This window comes from Geobacillus stearothermophilus ATCC 12980 (assembly GCF_030369615.1).
In the GTDB taxonomy this organism is placed as follows: domain Bacteria; phylum Bacillota; class Bacilli; order Bacillales; family Anoxybacillaceae; genus Geobacillus; species Geobacillus stearothermophilus.
Window position 1 is genome coordinate 2,015,478 of record NZ_CP128494.1, and the last position, 20,169, is coordinate 2,035,646.

At 56.2% G+C, this 20,169-nt stretch carries 22 protein-coding genes and 2 pseudogenes; 4 read left to right on the forward strand and 20 right to left on the reverse strand.

Annotation, left to right across the window (positions count from 1 at the left end):
* Positions 1-11: 11 nt before the first annotated feature.
* Entirely contained in the window at positions 12-299 is a 288-nt protein-coding gene (locus QSJ10_RS10960; protein ID WP_033014790.1) for a post-transcriptional regulator, read from the reverse strand.
* A gap of 111 nt (positions 300-410) precedes the next feature.
* Here QSJ10_RS10960 and spoVB point away from each other — a divergent pair, with 111 nt between their 5' ends.
* Complete coding sequence (spoVB, locus tag QSJ10_RS10965) at positions 411-1,973, forward strand: stage V sporulation protein B (protein WP_033014792.1); 1,563 nt, start codon at positions 411-413, stop codon at positions 1,971-1,973.
* 66 nt (positions 1,974-2,039) lie between these two features.
* The gene (locus QSJ10_RS10970; RefSeq protein WP_033006360.1) at positions 2,040-2,423 is read left to right on the forward strand and encodes a TIGR04086 family membrane protein; all 384 of its coding nucleotides are present in this window, start codon (positions 2,040-2,042) and stop codon (positions 2,421-2,423) included.
* Between the two features lie 163 nt (positions 2,424-2,586).
* Here the strand turns inward: QSJ10_RS10970 and yajC are convergent, their stop codons facing one another.
* The 15 genes and pseudogenes from yajC to QSJ10_RS11045 form a co-directional block, all read right to left on the reverse strand.
* Entirely contained in the window at positions 2,587-2,859 is a 273-nt protein-coding gene (gene yajC / locus QSJ10_RS10975; RefSeq protein WP_033014793.1) for a preprotein translocase subunit YajC, read from the reverse strand.
* 23 nt (positions 2,860-2,882) lie between these two features.
* Positions 2,883-4,025: a tRNA guanosine(34) transglycosylase Tgt gene (tgt, locus tag QSJ10_RS10980; RefSeq protein ID WP_033014797.1), complete on the reverse strand. Its 1,143-nt coding sequence runs from the start codon at positions 4,023-4,025 to the stop codon at positions 2,883-2,885.
* 17 nt (positions 4,026-4,042) lie between these two features.
* On the reverse strand, positions 4,043-5,071 hold the full coding sequence (gene queA, locus QSJ10_RS10985) for a tRNA preQ1(34) S-adenosylmethionine ribosyltransferase-isomerase QueA (RefSeq protein WP_053532215.1): 1,029 nt from the start codon (positions 5,069-5,071) through the stop codon (positions 4,043-4,045).
* A gap of 15 nt (positions 5,072-5,086) precedes the next feature.
* Complete coding sequence (locus tag QSJ10_RS10990) at positions 5,087-5,293, reverse strand: DUF2905 domain-containing protein (protein ID WP_013524224.1); 207 nt, start codon at positions 5,291-5,293, stop codon at positions 5,087-5,089.
* Positions 5,290-6,291 (reverse strand): Holliday junction branch migration DNA helicase RuvB, encoded by a 1,002-nt coding sequence (gene ruvB, locus QSJ10_RS10995; RefSeq protein ID WP_033014842.1) that lies wholly within the window; start codon positions 6,289-6,291, stop codon positions 5,290-5,292. Before ruvB ends, QSJ10_RS10990 begins: the two co-directional genes overlap by 4 nt.
* 33 nt (positions 6,292-6,324) lie before the next feature.
* Positions 6,325-6,909: a Holliday junction branch migration protein RuvA gene (gene ruvA / locus QSJ10_RS11000; RefSeq protein WP_033014800.1), complete on the reverse strand. Its 585-nt coding sequence runs from the start codon at positions 6,907-6,909 to the stop codon at positions 6,325-6,327.
* A gap of 104 nt (positions 6,910-7,013) precedes the next feature.
* Positions 7,014-7,490: an intercompartmental signaling factor BofC gene (locus QSJ10_RS11005; RefSeq protein WP_033014802.1), complete on the reverse strand. Its 477-nt coding sequence runs from the start codon at positions 7,488-7,490 to the stop codon at positions 7,014-7,016.
* Between the two features lie 227 nt (positions 7,491-7,717).
* A complete protein-coding gene (locus QSJ10_RS11010; protein ID WP_014196414.1) occupies positions 7,718-8,458 on the reverse strand; it encodes a YebC/PmpR family DNA-binding transcriptional regulator in 741 nt (246 codons plus the stop codon).
* Positions 8,459-8,596: 138 nt separating this feature from the next.
* A complete protein-coding gene (locus QSJ10_RS11015; RefSeq protein ID WP_033014804.1) occupies positions 8,597-9,331 on the reverse strand; it encodes a YhcN/YlaJ family sporulation lipoprotein in 735 nt (244 codons plus the stop codon).
* A gap of 116 nt (positions 9,332-9,447) precedes the next feature.
* Positions 9,448-10,188 (reverse strand): NAD(+) synthase, encoded by a 741-nt coding sequence (nadE, locus tag QSJ10_RS11020; RefSeq protein WP_053532216.1) that lies wholly within the window; start codon positions 10,186-10,188, stop codon positions 9,448-9,450.
* 34 nt (positions 10,189-10,222) lie between these two features.
* Positions 10,223-11,167 carry a phosphotransferase gene (locus QSJ10_RS11025; protein WP_033014807.1) on the reverse strand — a complete coding sequence of 315 codons (945 nt, stop codon included), beginning with the start codon at positions 11,165-11,167 and terminating at the stop codon, positions 10,223-10,225.
* The gene (gene safA, locus QSJ10_RS11030; RefSeq protein WP_289493241.1) at positions 11,151-13,277 is read right to left on the reverse strand and encodes a SafA/ExsA family spore coat assembly protein; all 2,127 of its coding nucleotides are present in this window, start codon (positions 13,275-13,277) and stop codon (positions 11,151-11,153) included. Before safA ends, QSJ10_RS11025 begins: the two co-directional genes overlap by 17 nt.
* Positions 13,278-13,498: 221 nt before the next feature.
* Positions 13,499-13,780 (reverse strand): annotated as a pseudogene (gene nadA, locus QSJ10_RS11035) (quinolinate synthase NadA); the annotation flags it as partial.
* Positions 13,781-13,795: 15 nt separating this feature from the next.
* The gene (nadC, locus tag QSJ10_RS11040; RefSeq protein ID WP_033014259.1) at positions 13,796-14,545 is read right to left on the reverse strand and encodes a carboxylating nicotinate-nucleotide diphosphorylase; all 750 of its coding nucleotides are present in this window, start codon (positions 14,543-14,545) and stop codon (positions 13,796-13,798) included.
* A 74-nt stretch (positions 14,546-14,619) separates the two neighbouring features.
* Positions 14,620-14,928, reverse strand: a pseudogene (locus tag QSJ10_RS11045) (FAD-binding protein); the annotation flags it as partial.
* Positions 14,929-14,996: 68 nt separating this feature from the next.
* Between QSJ10_RS11045 and QSJ10_RS11050 the strand changes: the two are divergent.
* Positions 14,997-16,109: an IscS subfamily cysteine desulfurase gene (locus QSJ10_RS11050; RefSeq protein WP_033014262.1), complete on the forward strand. Its 1,113-nt coding sequence runs from the start codon at positions 14,997-14,999 to the stop codon at positions 16,107-16,109.
* 28 nt (positions 16,110-16,137) lie between these two features.
* Positions 16,138-16,677, forward strand: coding sequence for a transcription repressor NadR (locus tag QSJ10_RS11055; RefSeq protein ID WP_033014264.1), 540 nt, complete (start codon positions 16,138-16,140; stop codon positions 16,675-16,677).
* A 68-nt stretch (positions 16,678-16,745) separates the two neighbouring features.
* On the opposite strand, the gene pheA is transcribed toward QSJ10_RS11055, so the two are convergent.
* The 4 genes from pheA to QSJ10_RS11075 all read right to left on the reverse strand — a co-directional run bounded on the left by pheA (position 16,746) and on the right by QSJ10_RS11075 (position 20,034).
* Positions 16,746-17,594, reverse strand: a complete 849-nt coding sequence (gene pheA / locus QSJ10_RS11060) for a prephenate dehydratase (RefSeq protein ID WP_033010956.1) — start codon at positions 17,592-17,594, stop codon at positions 16,746-16,748.
* A 21-nt stretch (positions 17,595-17,615) separates the two neighbouring features.
* On the reverse strand, positions 17,616-18,059 hold the full coding sequence (locus QSJ10_RS11065; RefSeq protein WP_033010955.1) for an ACT domain-containing protein: 444 nt from the start codon (positions 18,057-18,059) through the stop codon (positions 17,616-17,618).
* 18 nt (positions 18,060-18,077) lie between these two features.
* Positions 18,078-19,379, reverse strand: a complete 1,302-nt coding sequence (obgE, locus tag QSJ10_RS11070; protein WP_033014266.1) for a GTPase ObgE — start codon at positions 19,377-19,379, stop codon at positions 18,078-18,080.
* A gap of 94 nt (positions 19,380-19,473) precedes the next feature.
* Entirely contained in the window at positions 19,474-20,034 is a 561-nt protein-coding gene (locus QSJ10_RS11075; RefSeq protein WP_033010953.1) for a sporulation initiation phosphotransferase B, read from the reverse strand.
* Between the last annotated feature and the right edge of the window lie 135 nt (positions 20,035-20,169).

A 20,169-nucleotide genomic window follows, 5' to 3' on the forward strand; every position in this document is an offset into this window, starting at 1 on the left:
TCAATTTTCCACTATAACAACTCCTTTAAAACCCGCTCCAACTCATCATCGCCGGCCGCCTGCTGCTTATACGAACGCATCGTCAAAAATATCATATACTCGCTCGGCGAAAGAGAGAAAATGTCGCTGACCAACTCATGCAGTTTTTTTTCCGCCGGCCGATGCTTCCACTTTCGGGAACATAAACATTCCCACAGCCCGTCCATCGTCACTTGCGTATAGCCGAGAAGACGAAACTCATCGCACTTCGACTCGAGCGCCGGCATGAGCTGTTCGCGCAGCTTCCGGTTTTCATCCATCCCCCATACCCCCTTGTATCCATTGCCGCCTGCCAATCTTGTCATGCTTGGCCATGGGCCTTGCATATATTGTATAAAAGATGGAGGCATTTGAGAAGGCAGGGGGAGAAAATGTCTAAATTTTTACAAGGTACGGTCATTTTAATCGTCGCTGGCTTTATTACGAAAATTCTCGGCTTCATCAACCGAATTGTCGTCGCCCGCATGATCGGCGATGAAGGAGTCGGGCTGTACATGATGGCCGTGCCGACGCTCGTTTTAGCGATTACCGCGACGCAGATCGGGCTTCCGGTCGCCATTTCCAAACTCGTCGCCGAAGCAGAGGCGGCCGGCGACCGGCAACGGGTGAAACAAATTCTCGTCGTGTCGCTGGCCACCACCGGCGCGCTAAGCATCGTGCTTCTGCCGGCGTTGATCGCTGTTGCGCCATGGCTCTCCCGGACGATGTTCACCGACCCGCGTACGTACTATCCGCTTCTTGCCATCGCTCCAATTGTGCCGATCGTCGCCATCTCTTCGGTGCTGCGCGGCTACTTTCAAGGACGCCAGCAAATGAAACCGTACGCCTACTCGCTCTTGCTGGAACAAATCGTCCGCATCAGCTTGATCGCCTTATGCACACAGCCGCTTTTGCCGTACGGCGTCGAGTATGCCGCCGCCGGCGCCATGGCGTCTTCCGTTCTCGGCGAGCTGGCAGCATTATTGTATTTACTGTTTTTATTTAAGGTTAAAAAATCGATTCGCCTGCGGACAAAGTTTTTTCACTACGTCCAAGCCGGCAAAGAGACGTTCGTCCGCCTCATGCGCATTGCCTTGCCAACGACCGGCGGCCGTTTGATCGGCTCGCTTTCTTGGTTTTTTGAGCCAATCGTCGTCGCCAACAGCTTGGCATTGGCCGGCATCGCCGCCTCCACTGCCACAAGGCAATACGGACAGCTTGTCGGCTACGCGCTGCCGTTGTTGACGTTGCCGTCGTTTATTACGTACGCGCTTTCGACCACCCTGGTGCCGGCCATCAGCGAAGCCATGGCGCAACGCAAGCTGCTTTTGGTCGAATACCGGATCACCCAGGCGATGCGCTTGTCGCTTATCACCGGCGGCCTTTCCACCGTCATTCTTTACTTGTTCGCCGAGCCGCTCATGCGCTGGATGTACGGCACAAGTGAAGCCGCGATCTTTATTCAAGTGATGGCGCCGTTTTTCTTATTGTATTATTTCCAAGGCCCGCTGCAGGCGGTCTTGCAAGGACTGGACTTGGCGAAAGCCGCCATGACGAACAGCTTGATCGGAGCAGTGGTGAAGCTCGTGTGCATCTTCGTCCTTGCTTCCCGTCCAAGTTTGGGCATTATGGGCGCGGCGCTGGCGACTGCAGTCAGCACCGTTCTTGTGACGTTGCTTCACTTTGCCACGGTCGTCAAGATGGTGTCTTTTTCCATCGATGCACGCGAGTACATCAAAGCGCTTGGCGCCATCATCGCTGCGGGCGCAATCGGCTATGCGCTCTCCCGCCATCCGCTTTTGGCGGTGCCCGCACCGCTTTGGACGCTGCTTGCCATGGCCGCGACAGCCGCCCTATATGCCGCCTGCCTCATTCTGTTCCGGCTCATCCGGCGCGAAGAGCTCGTCTACCTTCCGGGGCTGCACTGGCTGGCCGGCAAAAACAAGCGAAAATAAACGTCTAAACCTGTCCGGCGGTGAATATATTGTGGTAAAAAGCGTTTGGGCCAAGGAGGGATTGCGGTGTCACGGCTTGGCAGCGCACTGGTGTATGGAATCGCCACAGTTTTTGTGTTGGCGGCGCTCGTCAGCTTCATTTTTTCGTTGTTGCTCAAATGGACGGACATTCACGAATCGTCGCTCACCTGGATCGTGTTTGCCGCCTCGGTTGTCTCGCTGTTTATCGGCGGCGTTGTCGCCGGCGGAAAAAGCCAAGAAAAAGGATGGCTCGCCGGCGGGCTGACCGGCCTCTTATTTACGGCGATCATCTTTTTGTTTCAATTTCTTGGCATGGAAAAATCGTTTACCGTCGAACAATGGCTGTACCACCTTGCCTTTTTCGCCGCTGCTTCCTTAGGTGGCATCGTCGGAGTCAATTTGTCATCGTCGCGCTATGAACGGACGTAAAAACGACAAACCATCGCAAAAGCAAAAGGTGTCCTCAAGGCAAACGGGACACCTTTTGTGATGGAGAGCGCGATGGTAAGAAACGAGATTGCGTCTCGCTCGCGCTTTTCACACCGCCGTTCAAATCGGCGCTCAAGCTTAGATGCCGATGGCCGCGCTTTCGCTACGCCTTACTTTCCGCCACCACTTCTCTCACCGCGGAGCGGTCGAACGTCAGTCGCGTGCCGTCGCCGGCGCGAACGATGATTTTGTCCTCATCGACCGAGTCGATGATGCCGTGCAATCCACCGATCGTGATGATTTTATCGCCTTTTTTCAAATTCGCCTGCATTTGCTGGATGGCGCGTTGCCGTTTTTGTTGCGGGCGAATGAGCAAAAAGTAGAAAAACACAAAAAACAGCACAATCGGCAACAAATTGGCGATCACTGCGTTCATGCAATCCCCCTCCTTTCCGGTCGTCAAAAGTTTTTTGCATTCGGCTTGTTGAAGCCGTAGCGTTCGAAAAATTCCTCACGGAAATCGGCGAGTCGATCTTCGCGGATCGCTTGTCTCACCTGCTCCATCAATTTTATCAAAAAATAGACGTTATGATAAGACGTGAGGCGGATGCCAAATGTTTCATCACATTTGATGAGATGGCGGATGTACGCACGCGTATAGTTCCGGCACGTGTAGCAGTCGCAGTTCGGATCGAGCGGCGAGAAGTCGCGAGCGTACTGGGCATTTTTGATCACCACCCGTCCTTCGCTCGTCATCACGGTGCCGTTGCGGCCGATGCGCGTCGGCAATACGCAGTCGAACATGTCGATGCCGCGGATCGCCCCGTCGATGAGCGAATCCGGCGAACCGACGCCCATTAAATAGCGGGGCTTGTCCGCCGGCAGAAGCGGCGTCGTAAACTCAAGCACCCGATTCATGACCTCCTTCGGCTCGCCGACCGACAACCCGCCGACCGCATAGCCCGGGAAATCGAGCGACACTAAATCGCGGGCGCTTTGCCGGCGCAAATCTTCATATTCACCGCCTTGGACGATGCCAAACAGCCCTTGCTCATTCGGGCGGCGGTGCGCCTTCAAGCAGCGCTCCGCCCAACGGCTCGTCCGCTCGATGGACTGTTTCATGTATTCATATGTCGCTGGATACGGCGGGCACTCATCAAACGCCATGATGATGTCGGCGCCAAGCGCATTTTGAATCTCGACTGCTTTTTCCGGCGATAAAAACAGCTTATCGCCGTTTAAATGGTTGCGGAAATAGACGCCTTCTTCCTCGATGCGGCGGAATTCACTGAGGCTGAACACTTGGAAGCCGCCGGAATCCGTCAAAATGCCGCGATCCCAATTCATAAACGCATGCAATCCGCCCGCTTCCGCGACAATGTCATGCCCCGGGCGCAGCCAAAGATGATAGGTGTTGCTTAAAATGACGCCGGCCCCCATTGTCTTCAGCTCTTCCGGCGACAGCGTCTTGACCGTGGCGAGCGTCCCAACCGGCATAAACATCGGCGTTTCAAACGAGCCGTGCGGCGTATGGAGGATGCCAAGGCGCGCGCCCGTCTGCCGGCACGTTTTGATCAGTTCAAAGCGAATCGGTGTCGTCAACGTGCTCTTCTCCTTTCTCAAATGATGAGCATCGCATCACCGAAGCTGAAAAAGCGGTATCGCTCTTTGACCGCTACTTGATACGCGTGCAAAATATTTTCGCGCCCGGCGAGCGCACTCACGAGCATGATGAGCGTCGATTTCGGCAGGTGGAAGTTCGTCACCAGCCCATCAATCCCTTTGAACTCATAGCCCGGATAGATGAAAATGTCGGTCCAGCCGCTTTCGGCGACAAATCGGCCGTTATGTTTGCCGGCGACCGTCTCGAGCGTCCGTGTCGACGTCGTGCCGACGGCGATGATGCGGCCGCCCTGCTCCCGGACGCGGTTTAACGTCTCAGCCGTTTCCTCGCTCATTTGATAAAATTCGGCGTGCATATCGTGCTTCTCGACTTCGTCCACTTGCACTGGTCGAAACGTGCCAAGCCCGACGTGAAGTGTAATAAAGGCGATATGCACCCCTTTTTCGCGAATGGCGTCAAGCAGCTCTTCGGTGAAATGCAAACCGGCGGTTGGCGCCGCTGCCGAACCAATTTCACGGGCGTACACCGTCTGATACCGCTCCGGGTCGTCGAGCTTTTCTTTAATGTACGGCGGCAGCGGCATCTCGCCAAGCTCGGCCAATACTTCATAAAACAGGCCGTCATACGAAAACTCAAGCACTCGCCCGCCGTGTTCCAGCGTATCGAGGCAGACGGCTTGAAGCTTCCCACCGCCAAAGGTGAGCTTCGTCCCCGGCTTGACCCGTTTGCCCGGCTTAACGAGCGTCTCCCAACGGTCGCCGTCAAGGTGCTTTAAAAGCAGCACTTCCACCGTCCCGCCCGTTTCCTCTTTTTCGCCGTAAAGACGCGCCGGCATGACGCGCGTATCGTTTAACACGAGGCAATCGCCCGGATTCAAGTACGAAATAATGTTTCGAAACGTTTCATGGCGAATGGCGCCCGTTCGTTTATCGAGCACCATGAGCCTTGATGCCGCCCGGTCTGGAAGCGGCGTTTGCGCAATCAACTCTTCCGGCAAATGAAAATCAAACAAATCGACTTTCATGCAGTTCTCCTTCCTTCAGCGAAATCGTCCGAGTACGTAAAAAATCAACGATAACACAACGCTCAGCAAGATGGATGTCACAACGGGAAAATAAAACGTCATATTCCCTTTGCGGATGACGATATCCCCCGGCAAGCGGCCGAGTTTGACAAACTGCATGACAAACCCGACAATGATGAGCACAACGCCGATCGTCATGATCAACTTTGGCAAGCTGTTCACCGCTTCGGAACCTCCATTTCGAAATGGGCATACGCAGCCGGCGTGACGACGCGCCCGCGCGGCGTCCGCTGCAGCAAACCGATTTGCAGCAAATACGGCTCATACACTTCTTCAATCGTCTGCGCCTCTTCCCCGATCACCGCCGCCATCGTTTCAAGCCCGACCGGGCCGCCGGCGAACTTCTCAATGATCGCTAAAAGCAGCTTATGGTCAATGTGATCAAGCCCGAGCCGGTCGACCTGCAGCCGCTCGAGCGCCTCGACAGCGAGCGGCAGGGTAATTTCACCGTCCCCGCGCACTTGCGCAAAATCGCGGACGCGCCGCAGCAAACGGTTGGCGATGCGCGGCGTGCCGCGCGCCCGACGGGCAAGCTCAAGCGCCGCTTCGCGCTCGATGCCGATTTGCAAGATGGCCGCCGCCCGCTCAATGATTTGGGCGAGTTGGTCGACGTGATAGTATTCGAGCCGGCTGATGACACCAAACCGGTCGCGAAGCGGCGCCGACAGCGCCCCGGCTCTCGTCGTCGCCCCGACGAGCGTAAACGGCGGCAAGTCGAGGCGAAGCGTGCGCGCATCCGGCCCTTTGCCAATCGAGATATCTAAGCAATAATCTTCCATCGCCGGATAGAGCACCTCTTCCACCGCCCGCGGCAGCCGGTGGATCTCATCAATAAAGAGCACATCCCCCGGCTCAAGCGAAGTGAGAAGCGCCGCCAAATCTCCCGGCCGCTCGAGCGCCGGTCCAGATGTCGCTCGCAGCTTGACGCCCATTTCATTGGCGATGATCACGGCCAGCGTCGTTTTCCCAAGCCCCGGCGGCCCATACAGCAGCACATGGTCAAGCGTCTCCTCGCGCAGCTTGGCCGCTTCAATGAACACCCGCAAGTTTTCTTTCACTTTATCTTGCCCGATATACTCATGCAAATATTGCGGACGCAAACTCGGTTCCAATGCCGCCTCGCCGCCTAGGGCAGCGCTGGATACGATCCGGTCATCCACCGCCATCCCTCCCTTCTTGGTTTCCTCCTTTCCTTACTTGAGCAAGAGCGCCAACGCCCGCTTCACATATTGCTCCGTCGACATCGCTTCACTGCGGAGCGCCGGAATGATTTTTTCAATTTCCCGCTCGGCGTAACCGAGCGCCTTGAGCGCAGCGACCGCCTCAGCCAGCTCTCCGGAAAGCGGGGCGGCCGAACGTGCAGCCGCCGGCGCCGCAAGCGCTCCGAGCTTCCCTTTTAAATCCAAAATCATTTGCCGAGCCGTCTTTTTGCCTACGCCTGGAAACTTGCATAAAAACGCCTCGTTTTCTTCCTCGATGGCCCGCGCCAGTTCATCCGGACGCCCGGCCGCCAAAATGGCAAGACCCCCTTTCGGACCGATGCCGGACACTTGAAGCAGCTTAGTGAACAAGTTGCGCTCTTCGCGCGTGGAAAACCCGTATAAAGCGTGCACATCTTCGCGCACATATTCGTATGTATACACCGTCACCACCGCCTCGCGGCTCTCGCGAAAGGCAAACGGATTCGGCGTAAAAATTTCGTAGCCGATGCCATGATGGTCAATGACGATATATTCCGGGCAGACGTAGTCGACGTACCCGCGGATAAACTCGATCAATGGAACGCTCCTCCCCTTTTCTCGTCCTTTCATTGTATCATATGATTTCATTATAGCAAAAAGAAATCCCGTGATGCGCATCGCACCACGGGCTTGTTGCCGCTTTACTGGACAACCGCAAAATGGCGGTACATTTCAATCACTTGTTCGTATTGTTCTTTCGAGAGGACGCGAATTCCTTGCTTCAGCTTTTCTTGCTGACGGCTTTCGAGCTTTTGCACGTCGATTTGGAAAAACGACTGGATGATTTCGCTCGACTGGCCCGGTTTGCCGTTGAAGATAGACAACGTGCCATCGTCCGTAATTCCGAAGTAGCCGTTTGTTTTTAACAACGGCGAAATGTCGTTGATTGTTTTGAGAAACACGATCGTCTGATCATCGAGCGTCACGAGTTGCCAACCGCGATATTTTTTCCATATTTCTGTCATCGAATCGACGGTTTCGGTGACTTTCTCTTCGCTCATCTCTCCGTCCAAGTATTGCCGCTCGAGCACAATCGTCATCTTAACCGGTGCGGCGGAGGCCGAATGAACCGGTAACACGATGGCGGCGATCCACATTATGAGGGAAAGAATTCGCATCGTTTGTTCCTCTCTTCTCGGATGATGGTTCCTTTACGCCACTAGTTTTACCAGCGGACGCCATTTTATTCCTTGATCCATCAGCTTTTTTGCCAAGCAAGCTGCCGCCGATCCAAAAAGTGGGGCGGGGATTCGAGCCAACGGCGCTCGATCATCATATTCCATTATGTTCCACGACCTTCGAACGTATGTACAAAAAAATCCGCCGGCTTCGCCGACGGACGTCGCTACTCCTCAAGCACCGATTCGTCCAAATTATGGTACACTTCTTGGACGTCATCATCATCTTCAAGCGTATCGATCAACTTCAGCATTTTTTTTAAATCGTCGCCCTCAAGCGTCGTATACGTTTGCGGAATCATCGTAATTTCCGCGCTGGCAAACGTGAATCCTTGCTGTTCCAGCTCGTCTTTCACCGTTTCAAACGATTCGGGCGCTGTATAAATTTCGAACGATTCGTCCGTTGTTTCCATCTCCTCGGCGCCCGCTTCAATGGCCAACAGCAGCAATTCATCCTCATCAACGTTATGCTGTTCGCGGTCAATCACGAGCAGCCCTTTGCGCTCGAACAAATAGGAGACGCAACCCGTTTCCCCTAAATTGCCGCCGTTTTTCGAAAACGCCGCACGCACGTTGGCGGCGGTGCGGTTTTTATTATCCGTCAGGCAAACGACCATGACGGCAACGCCGCCTGGTCCATATCCTTCGTAGCGAATTTCCTCATAGTTGGTATGTTCTTGGGTTCCAGTTGCTTTTTTAATCGCCCGTTCGATGTTTTCGCTCGGCATGTTGGCCGCTTTCGCCTTCTCAATGACAAGGCGCAGGCTCGGATTGGACGCTGGATCGCCTCCGCCGCTTTTGGCGGCCACATAAATTTCCTTCGCCAGTTTCATGAACAGTTTGCCGCGTTTGGCATCTTGAGCATTTTTCCGCCGTTGGATATTTTTCCACTTCGAATGTCCAGCCATCGACAGTTCTCCTCTCATCGCAACGGAATGTTCCGATTATTACTATAGCAAAAAACGCGGAAATTGTCAGCCAGCTCCAGCGAAGGAGCAGCCATGAAAAAAGGCGCCCCGCTTTTTTGGGACGCCTTTTTCGGTTTGTCACCGAGTGTTTTCCGGCCGTTCTTGAATCGTGCCATCGATAAAAATGGTGCGCAAATCACGGCGGATTTCTTCCATATTGATTGGAGTCCCGCGTCGAAGCGCGTTGTCAATCGTGCGAATGCGGTGGTACATGCTCGGATTCGAGGTGACGCGCACCCGCTTGCCGTCCGCGTACGGAGCGACCGCTTGCTCGACACGCTTCTCAAGCCGCTTGGGATGGCGGGCGTCTGTGGCAATCGCGATGAGCGCCTGATCGCCATACACAACCGCGCGGGCATCGTCGACTCCGTTCACCGCTGCGGCGCGGCGGGAAAGCTTCTCAGCCAAACCGCCGGCATAGCTTCGGTAGTACGACGGGTGCGGATCGACGTTTAGCGAGTGCAAATGCCCATGGTAGTTGTAATCACTGTCACCGAAATCGACGTCGGGCGGAAGAGCCGGAACGTCCGTGTCAAACCGGGTCGCTGCTGGTCCTCCGAGGCGGCCGTCGTCCGTCAAATAATCGGTGACCGGACCGCGGCGCGCCCATATATAACGGTTGTCATAATTGAGCGCATTCGTCCCATATTGGCCATAGCGGAAATCGTCGCCTCGCTCCGTCGAGTAAAAACCGATCGGTCTCGCCGCATCATGATAACGCTGCGCCCCTTCCTCATTCGCCCGGTAGTTGGTGCATGAGGCGAGCAATCCGGCGACCGACAACACGCCGATCCATCTGACCGCGTATCTCAATGGAAAACCCCCCTTGGTTTCCTTCGCCCAAGGCTGGCATGAAGCCAGCCTTACGTTTAGCTTGCGGCAAACGCGGGGGGTTTATCGCTGTTAGTTCAACCCAACGAGATGACAGCTTAAAACTTCGGCGGCGCAATCGCCAACTGTCGTTTATGATGCGAACGTTCATGAAGCCGTTCAATAATTTTCCGATCGCGTTCTGGAATCTCTTCCCCTTTTAAATATTTATCGATCATTTCATACGTCGTGCCCATTTCGCTTTCATCCGTCTGCCCTTCCCACAGTCCGGCGCTTGGAGCTTTCTTGATAATTTCTTCCGGGACGCCGAGCAGACGACCCATTTCGCGCACTTCGCCTTTTGTAAAGTGAATGAGCGGCACTAAATCGACTCCACCGTCACCGTATTTCGTAAAGTAGCCCGTATGCCATTCGGCGGCGTTGTCCGTACCGACGACGAGATAGCCGTAATTGTTGGCGACCGCATACAACGTTGTCATGCGCAAACGCGCCCTTGTATTCGCATCTCCGAGGCGCGCGCGCTCTTCGCTCCATTCCCCGATGGCTTTCAGCTCGGCCTCGACCGCGCCAAACAACGTCCGGTGCGCCTCGGTCAAATCGATGACCAAATGCCAGATGCCGCAGCTTTTCACCACTTTCAGCGCATCTTCCATATCTTTCGGATTGCTTTTGCAAGGCATGATCAGCCCCAGCGAATCGTCCGGAAAGGCACGCTTAATCAAATGGGCGACAACCGCCGAGTCGATGCCGCCGCTGATGCCGACGACCGCCCCGTTTAAACCGGCTGATGAGACTTGGTCACGCAACCATTGCACGAGTTTGTCAATTTTTTCTTGCATCCGCCCTCGACTCCTTTTCCAAAGATTCCATTTCTCATTGTAGCATAGCATAAAGGCTACGGACAAACCGTTCTCTCCGCTTGCGGTCAAACACAAGAGGGCGGCGGCGCGCGGCGGCTGACCGCCATTCACGAAACACATCAGCCGGAAATAAGAGCGCATGCAAAAACCAGCGTTTTTCCAACCAACGGCGAAGCGGAGCGAAACGGGCGAGTGTTGAATATGACCAACCGATATACGGCAAGAGGCGATTGGCGTATTGGCAATAGTCAAGCCCGGGCGAGGCAAGAGCGGCCGCGTCATAGTCGATGAGGTACATCTGGCCGGTTGTGGTGCGCAAAAAATTATGGGAGGCGACATCACCATGAATGATGGCAGCAGAATCCTCCGTCAACTCTGGAGCATGCTCGCGACACGTTGATAGACAGTAATCCGCCCAGCGCAGCGTAAATAAAATGTCTTCTTTGTCCATGATCGTTTCAACAACAGGCAAATGTCGGCAAAACTCCTCATAGCGGCGCCGCCATTTGTCATACAGCTGCGCACGCGGTAGCCCTATCGCCTCCTGCTTGCTGCTGGCGATGTTTGCCGTTATGGTATGGTAACGTTCGAGCAAATGAAGTCCGTCAGCGGCGTCAGCCCAAGCGGCAAACGAGATTGGACGCGCTCCGGCTACATATTCCGTCAGCAGCCAATAGCATCCGCCGGCTTCAACCACTCCTCCGCGCCCGATCGGCATAGGGGCCGGCGCGTCGGAAAAACCGGTCTTCCTTAATGCGGCAAGAAGCCAGGCGTGCCGCGCGGCCGCAACAGGAAAGCGATACGCTTTGGCGACAAACATTCCTTGCCGGGCGGCAATGGCGAAGACATGCGGTTTCAATGCCACAACTTGTTGAATAACAAGCCGATATTGGCGGTCAAGAAGAAAAAAGAGACGGCCGACGGCGTCTCTTTCGATTGGATTATTGTTCTTCACCATGTTCGCTCTCCTCATCCGGCGGTCCGGCAAACAGGCGCGGGCTGGCGGCCGGCGGAGCAGGCGAAGGCGCATACCCAGGCGGGCTTGTCGGGTAGACGACGCCCGGCCACGGAAGCGGCGCCGCCTGTTGTGGGGCATACCCGTATGGAGCCGGCGGCACGTACACGCCAGGCGGTGCATACCCCCCATAGTGCGGAACCGGCGAATATACAGGCATATAGGCAACTGGCGGATACCCAGCCGGAGGCGCATACACCCCGGGCGGCGCGTATCCCGGCGAAGCGAAAGCGGCTCCCGCTGGCGGCGCCGGCGGGATGGCAGCCCCATGTCCACCCGGCCCAAGAAGCGGTGGGGACTCCGCCGATTCACTGCTGCTTTCACTGATGCCTGGATAAGGTGCTGCACCGCTTTCTGGGCTTTCCCCGGCCGGCGGATTGGGCAGCGGAGAATACGGCGGCATCGCTGGCAACGGCGGCACATAAAACCCTGGCCCCGGCAAAATCGGCGTCACCGGCACACATCCTTGATCACTGCCAAACGCCGGCGCTGGCGGCGGCGCGACCGGAACGTATGGAATGTTCGGAAGCGGCGGCGCTTCATCACTTTCCGGTTCCATCTGCTCCCCTTTCAGTTTATCCGGGCTTTCTCCTGTTTCCTCTTTCATAATGCCAGGTAAAATATTGCTCGGCTTCGGCGGAATCGGCGGCAGATTCGACAACGATTTGGCAAATGAAACGTGAGAGGACGCAGCGGCCGGCGGGATCGTATGCACAAACGGCGGTTCGACAGTCGGCGTTTTCGCTCCCTCGGCGTTCGCGGCATTTGGCGCCTCATTGACCGGCACATTCGGTGTTTCATTTACTGGTGCGTTTGGTGTTTCGTTGACAGGTACTTTCAGCTCCCCTTTCCCCGTCGCTTTCGGTGTTTCGCTGACTGGCGCCTTCGGTGCTTCCTTCACTGCCGCTTTCGGCGCTTCGCTCACCGGCGCCTTCGGTGCTTCCTTCACCGCCGCTTTCGGCGCTTCGCTCACCGGCGCCTTCGGTGCTTCCTTCACCGCCGCTTTCGGCGCTTCGCTCACCGGCGCCTTCGGTGCTTCCTTCACCGCCGCTTTCGGCGCTTCGCTCACCGGCGCCTTCGGTGCTTCCTTCACCGCCGCTTTCGGCGCTTCGCTCACCGGCGCCTTCGGTGCTTCCTTCACCGCCGCTTTCGGCGCTTCGCTCACCGGCGCCTTCGGTGCTTCCTTCACCGCCGCTTTCGGCGCTTCGCTCACCGGCGCCTTCGGTGCTTCCTTCACCGCCGCTTTCGGCGCTTCGCTCACCGGCGCCTTCGGTGCTTCCTTCACCGCCGCTTTCGGCGCTTCGCTCACCGGCGCCTTCGGTGCTTCCTTCACCGCCGCTTTCGGCGCTTCGCTCACCGGCGCCTTCGGTGCTTCCTTCACCGCCGCTTTCGGCGCTTCGCTCACCGGCGCCTTCGGTGCTTCCTTCACCGCCGCTTTCGGCGCTTCGCTCACCGGCGCCTTCGGTGCTTCCTTCACCGCCGCTTTCGGCGCTTCGCTCACCGGCGCCTTCGGTGCTTCCTTCACCGCCGCTTTCGGCGCTTCGCTCACCGGCGCCTTCGGTGCTTCCTTCACCGCCGCTTTCGGCGCTTCGCTCACCGGCGCCTTCGGTGCTTCCTTCACTGCCGCTTTCGGCGCTTCGCCCACCGGCGCCTTCGGTGCTTCCTTCATCGCCGCTTTCGGCGCTTCGCCCACCGGCGCCTTCGGTGCTTCCTTCACCGCCGCTTTCGGCGCTTCGTTGGCCGGTGCGTCATTCGCCGGCGTTTTGCCTTCTGGAGCAACGGCGCCGAACTCTGTATCAATGTCGATCGAAACGAACGGCTTGGCTTCCGCGTATGGGTGCTCTTCTATTTTCGCTTTTTTCGGCGGCGCCTGCCATTTTGTTTCTTTTTTGACCGGCACTCCCGCCGTCGGCACTTTGATTTTCATTCCGGGCATAATCATATCCGGGTCGCTTACATGCCCATTTATTTTTTTCAATTGTTCAAAATCAACCCCATATTTTTGGGCTATTTTCCAAAGAGTATCTCCCTTCTGAACAATATGGATTTTCACTCCGCTCCCCCTCCTACACCGATACTGTTTGCACTCTATCCGACCGATGCTTGTTTCCCGATATCGTCTTTCAACACAATGTATGACGATGAGCGCCCATTTATGATAAAAAAATCCCCGGCCGGACGGAAGCGATTCCGTCACGCCGGGTTGGGGAACTAGGCAAGAGCAAGCATGCGGTCAAGCGCCGCTTTCGCCTGACAGGCCACTTCGTTCGGAACGGTGATGCTGTCGGCCGTTTCCGCCATAAAGTGGACGCCGCAAAATACGATATACTCCGCTTCATCGTTTTTTGCCGCCAGTTGGGCCAGTTGAAGCGAATCGCCGGTCGCATCGGCAAACTGGATGACTTCATCTTTTTGGTAGTGATGCCCAGGGATAAACAAGCGGCGGCCGAGCCGCTCTTTTATCGACCGAGCGCGGGCCTCGAGCTCGCTTTTTTCCATCGTTCTATAGCGCTCTGGTATGTCATCGAGCCGTTTTAGCTGCTCCAGTACGTTCATTATTTTCTCCCCCCGTCATTGTAAATCAAAACTAATGTCAAGCGCTCGAGCGGAATGGGTTAAAAATCCGAGCGAAATGTAGTCGACGCCGGTCGCGCCGTACGCTGCTACGTTGACGAGCGTAATTCCCCCGGACGCTTCGGTGATGATCGGCTTTGGCACGAGCCGGACAAACGAACGCACTTCATCCGGCGTCCGGTTGTCAAACATAATGACGTCTGCCCCCGCTTTGACCGCGTCGGCGATCGATCCGCAAAAGGCGATATGGTTGTCTTTGATCATGACGCCATCATACAAGCCAAAGCGATGGTTGTAGCCGCCCCCGCACGTGACGGCATACTTTTCAAGCATGCGCAGCCCGGGAGTTGTTTTCCTTGTGTCGCAAATGCGCGTATGACTGTCACCGAGCAAATCGACGGCTTGGCGCGTCACGGTGGCGATGCCGCTTAGGCGCTGAAGCAAATTCAAAATGACGCGCTCGCCGGACAACAGCGCTCTGACCGGGCCGGATGCAGCGGCGATCGCTTCGCCGGCTGCGACCCGCTCGCCGTCCCGTTTCATAATCGATACTTCGATGCGCGGATCAAGCAGCCGATATCCGGCTGCAATGATGCCGACGCCTGCTATGACCCCGTCCGCTTTCGCGGCAAACACGCCTGCCGCCCGCTCATCGGCAGGAAAAACCGTTTCACATGTGATATCGCCATCGCCGATATCTTCAAGAAAAAACTGCCGCAGCAATTGCTCAAGCTTTACCTCGTTCATGTCCCATCCCCCTCTTTGTTCACTTGGCTCATTCACCGTCCAGCCGGCAAACAGGCCCATTCTTCTTTCGTCCGCACGAGGCGCCGCCCGTCTTCCGTCTCTAACACCGCTCCCTCGCCGCGCACCGCCTCCGATACAAGCCCGACCGCTTTTCCTATGGTGGCCAACATCGTCGGATGAAACTGGATGAACTCCATATCCGCCACCCCGCCTTGCGCCCGCCATGAGTTGCTGTCCGATCGGCCTTTCTTTGTGAAGATCATCACATTTTCATGCCGCGGCAAATAGTAAGCGACCGTTAACACCGCCAGTCCGCTGCCGACAATCACAACGCCGCCTTCTCCCATGTTTGGACGCCCCTTTCTTTCCACATGTCTTGACATCTATATTTACACATATTTAAACTAATGGCAAGAGGTTTGCTGAAAAAAATGAAGTGAGGCGGGAAACGATGATTTATTTGGACTATGCAGCGACTACACCGATGTGCCAAGAAGCCATTGCGGCCTACGCCGAAGCAGCAGCTGTTTATTTTGGCAACGAAAGCAGCCTGCATGACATCGGAACGAAAGAAAAACAACTGCTCACCTTATGCCGGCGCGAGTTGGCCGCCATGATCAACGGGGAAGCGGAAGGGGTGTATTTCACAAGCGGCGGCACGGAAGCGAACGTGCTCGCGGTCCGTTCGCTCGTCGCCGCCCGCCGGCAGAACGGAAATCATTTGATTACGACGGAAATCGAGCACGCCTCTCTCCATCATCTGTTCAAACAGTTGGAAACAGAGGGGTACCGTGTCACTTACTTGCCGGTCGACCGTTTTGGACGCATCCGTCTCGAAGATTTGGAGCGGGCGATCACGCCGCAGACGATTCTCGCTTCCATCCAGCACGCCAACTCGGAAATCGGCACCACCCAGCCGCTTGCCGACATCGGCCGCCTGCTGCGGGCGCGCGGCGTCCTTTTCCATAGCGATTGCGTCCAAACTTTTGCTAAAATACAGCTAGACGTCAAAGCCATGGCGATTGACAGCATCTCGGTGTCCGCCCATAAAGTGTACGGGCCGAAAGGCGTCGGAGCGGTGTATATCGATCCGCGCCGCCATTGGAGTCCGGTGTTTCGGGGAGCGACGCATGAATCCGGCTTTCGCCCGGGAACGGTCAACGTGCCGGGTATCGCCGCCTTCATCACAGCCGCAAAGCAGCTGTACGATCGGATGGAAAGCGAGCAAGCGCACTTCGAACGGCTGCGCCGCCGGCTGCTTGACGCCATCACCGTCAAACAGCTGCCGATCACGGTCGAAGGCCATCCCGACTACCGGCTCGCCCACATTGTCGGTTTGACCGTTAACGGGTTGGACGGGCAGCTGGTGATGCTCGAATGCAACCGCGCCGGCATCGCCATTTCCACCGGCAGCGCCTGCCAGGTTGGACAGCAGGCGCCGTCGCGGACGATGCTCGCCGTCGGAAAAACGCCGGAAGAAGCGAAGCAGTTCGTCCGCATCTCCTTCGGCATGGCGACGACACAATCTGACATTGACGAACTCGTATCCACGCTCGAACAGTGATCTTGCCGCAAAAGGGGGGATGGACAGGATGAAGGAGGAAAAGAAAATTTTAGGGGAAGCAAGGCGCCAGCTCATTTTGCAGTGGCTGAAAGAAAGCGACACACCGCTTACCGGCGCCGAGTTGGCGGCGAAAACGAACGTCAGCCGCCAGGTGATCGTCCAAGACATTTCGCTGTTAAAGGCGCGCAACGAACCGATTATCGCGACAAGCCAAGGATATCTGTATTTAAAGCCGGCTGAGCCGGCCAAAACGTATACGCGAACGGTCGCCTGCTTCCATACGCCCGAGCGGACGAAAGAAGAGCTGTATTTGCTCGTGGACTGCGGCGTGACGGTGAAAGACGTCAAAATCGAACATCCGGTCTACGGCGACTTGACCGCGTCGATCATGGTCAGCAACCGCCTGGAAGTGGACCAGTTTATCGCCAAAATCGAAGCGACGAAATCGTCGTATTTGCTTCAGTTGACGGATGGGACGCATTTGCATACGCTTGAGGCCGACTCACCGCTGAAACTGGATGCCGCCTGCCACGCTTTGAAACAAGCCGGCTTTTTAATTGAAGCCTAAACGGAAACCGCATGCACGTAAAGAAAAAAACGCGGACAGGAACACACCGTTCGCGTTTTTCACCTGTTTTAGGCAAAATAATATGGATAACTGCCCAACAGCTGCACCGTGCAGCCGAGCGCTTCGATTTCGGCGATCGCTCCCGGAATGAGCACCTCGTCGAGCGGCGCGTCGATATCAATGATGAAAAAGTAGTTTCCGAGACCTGTTTTCGCCGGACGCGACTCAATTTTCGTCAAGTTGAGCCGCCGCCAGGCAAACGCCGACAGCACCTGATGGAGCGCGCCAGGATGGTCTTGCGGCAACATCACAACGACAGTCGTTTTGTCGCCGGCATAAAGCGGCGAGTTGGGCGAAAGCGGCTCATTCCGCCGGCTGACAACGATGAAGCGCGTATGGTTGTAGTCATAGTCGTGAATATTCTCTTGGACGATCACCAGCCCATATTCGTTGGCAGCGAGCCGGTTGGCGATCGCGGCCGCCGGCAAGTGGGGGTGTTCGCTCACAAATTTGGCGGCAGCGCTCGTCGATGTCATCGGCACTTGACTGGCGCCTTTGAGCACCGTATGTAAAAATTTGCGGCATTGGGCGATGGCGTGTGCGTGCGAGTACACCTCTTTCACTTCGCGCCAGTGTGGGGCATGATACGGGTGCACAAGCAAATGCTGCTCGATTGGGACGACAATTTCGCCGATGATCGGCAGCGGCTGTTCATGAATCAAATAATCGAGCGTTAAGTTGACCGACCCTTCCAATGCATTCTCAAGCGGCACAACGGCCGCCTTAATTTCCCCAGCGGCGGCGGCGTCGATGCAGTCGGGAATCGTATTGTACGGCTCGCGCGGCTCCGACGGAAACAGCGCCGCGACCGCCGCTTCGGTAAACGTCGCCTTCGGTCCTAAATAGCCGATTTTCATTTCGTTTGCCTCTCCCTTGCTTTAATACACTCCTGAACCGACAATTTCCACTTTTTCGACAAATTCAAGCCTTCTCAACTTCCCCAACAGGTCATCGATGTCTTCATGCATATCGTTCGTACTGACGGAAAGCGTCACGTTCGCCCGCCCTTGCAGCGGGATCGTCTGGTGGATCGTCAACACGTTGCAGCCGGCCGCCGCCACGACGCCAAGCAGCTGTGACAGCGTGCCCGAGCGGTCTTCCAAATGGAAAAACAACGTCACGATATTTTCTTTCGTCACCGCCTGAAACGGAAAAATGGCGTCGCGGTATTTGTAAAAGACGCCGCGGCTGATGTTCGCAAGTTGCGCCGCCTCGGCGACCGAGGCGGCTTTTTTCCGCTCAAGCAGCTGCTTAGCCAGCACGACTTTTTTCATCGCTTCCGGCAGGACATCTTCGCGCACCAAGTAAAATTTTTTCTCCACCGCACCTTCCCCCACTTTTTACCGTTCATCCCAGTCGTCGACAAACTCAAACTCGTAATCGAGCAGCCGGACGGTGTCGCCGTCTTGCGCCCCGCGCTCGCGCAGCGCATCGTCCACCCCCATGGCCCGCAGCTGGCGGGCGAAGCGGCGCACCGATTCTTCACGCGAGAAATCGGTCATTTTCAACAGCTTTTCGATTTTATCGCCAGATAGAATAAACGCTCCGTCGCTGCCGCGGGTGATCGTAAACGGCGGCTTCTCTTTCTCATACTTATAGACGACACGCTGCACAGCCGGCTCTTCCGGTTCATGGAGCGGGAACTCCGGCGTTGTTTCCAATAAATCCGCAATGGCAAACAAAAGCTCGCGCACCCCTTGCCTTGTCGCGGCTGAAATTGGAAAGACCGGCACCGCCTCGCCGACTTTCTCTTTGAAGCGGCGCAAGTTTTCTTCGGCACCTGGCATGTCCATTTTATTGGCGGCAACAATTTGCGGCCGCTCGGTCAAGCGCAAATTGTACTGTTTCAGCTCCTCGTTGATGACGACGTAATCGTCATACGGGTCGCGTCCTTCCACCGCCGCCATGTCGATGACATGGACGATGACGCGTGTCCGTTCAATATGGCGCAAAAACTGATGCCCAAGCCCCACCCCTTGATGGGCGCCTTCAATCAGCCCCGGCAAGTCGGCCATGACAAAGCTGCGGCCGTCTTCTGTTTCGACAACACCTAGGTTGGGCACAAGCGTTGTAAAATGATATTCCGCGATTTTCGGCCGCGCGGCGGAAACAACCGACAGCAACGTCGATTTGCCGACGCTTGGGAAGCCAACAAGCCCGACATCGGCAAGCAGCTTCAATTCCAAAATGACGTTTCGCTCTTCGCCCGGTTCGCCGTTTTCGGCGATTTCCGGCGCCGGATTGGCCGCAGTCGCGAACCGGGTGTTGCCGCGCCCGCCGCGCCCGCCTCTGGCGACGACAAACCGCTGTCCGGCTTCCGTCAAATCGGCGAGCACCTCATTTGTATCGGCATCGATAACGACCGTCCCAGGCGGCACTTTGACGAGCAGGTCTTCCGCATTTTTCCCATGCTGGTTTTTCGACATGCCGTTTTCGCCACGCGGCGCTTTAAAATGGCGCTGGTAGCGAAAATCCATTAGCGTTCGCAGCCCTTCGTCCACGACGAAGACGACGTCGCCGCCCTTGCCGCCGTCCCCGCCGGCCGGACCGCCTTTCGGGACGTATTTTTCCCGGCGGAACGCGACCATGCCGTTGCCGCCGTCCCCGCCTTTTACATAAATTTTCACTTGATCGACAAACATGGCTGTTCCTCCGATTCGCTTCCATCATGACAAAATGAGTGTAGCTAATATTTATTATTGTATACAGAGCCAATTCAATGCTGTCAATATGTGCTTACCAATAAGGCGACCCGGAGCCGAGCGGCAGCTCGAGCTCCACCGTCAATTCGTCCGCCCCGACAGCAAACGACACGAGCCGAAGCGGTGCTGATGGCTCACAGCGCTCGAGGCAGGCGCGAATGGCATCACCATCCCGCCATGCGCCGCGGCCGTCAAAAAAGAGCCCCACCCGCCCATCCGCAATCTCAATCGTCACGCATAAATGGTTTTCCGCCTGCTCATCGGCCTGCGCCTCAAGCAGACGAAAAAACCGGCGGCACCATTCGCTCAATTGTTCGTCATACGGCGACAAATCAGCCTCGCCGCCGACAATTTCATACTCAAGAAAAATCGGGTGCGGCTCCCAGTTGTACGTCATCATCAGCTCAGCAAACCGTTCGGCCTTTAAGTTCGTTAACCGCGTTTCCTGCTGCGCTTCGCCGATAATGCCGTTGATGATTTCTTGCACCCGCTCCACTTTATTGAGCGCCAAATGGCCTTTAATGAGCTGGATTTTGTTCAGCCAGTCATGGCGGGCATGGCGCATCACTTCGACGACAGTCCATCGCTTTTCCATGCAACGCTCCCCTATTCAATGCAGCGCAGCTTCCCGCGCCGCCTGTTGTTTCCTTCTCCCTTTTTAGAGAGGACAGTTTACTTTTACTATAGCATTTTCTGACAGCGAACGGGAGCGGTTTTTCGAGGGGAAAAA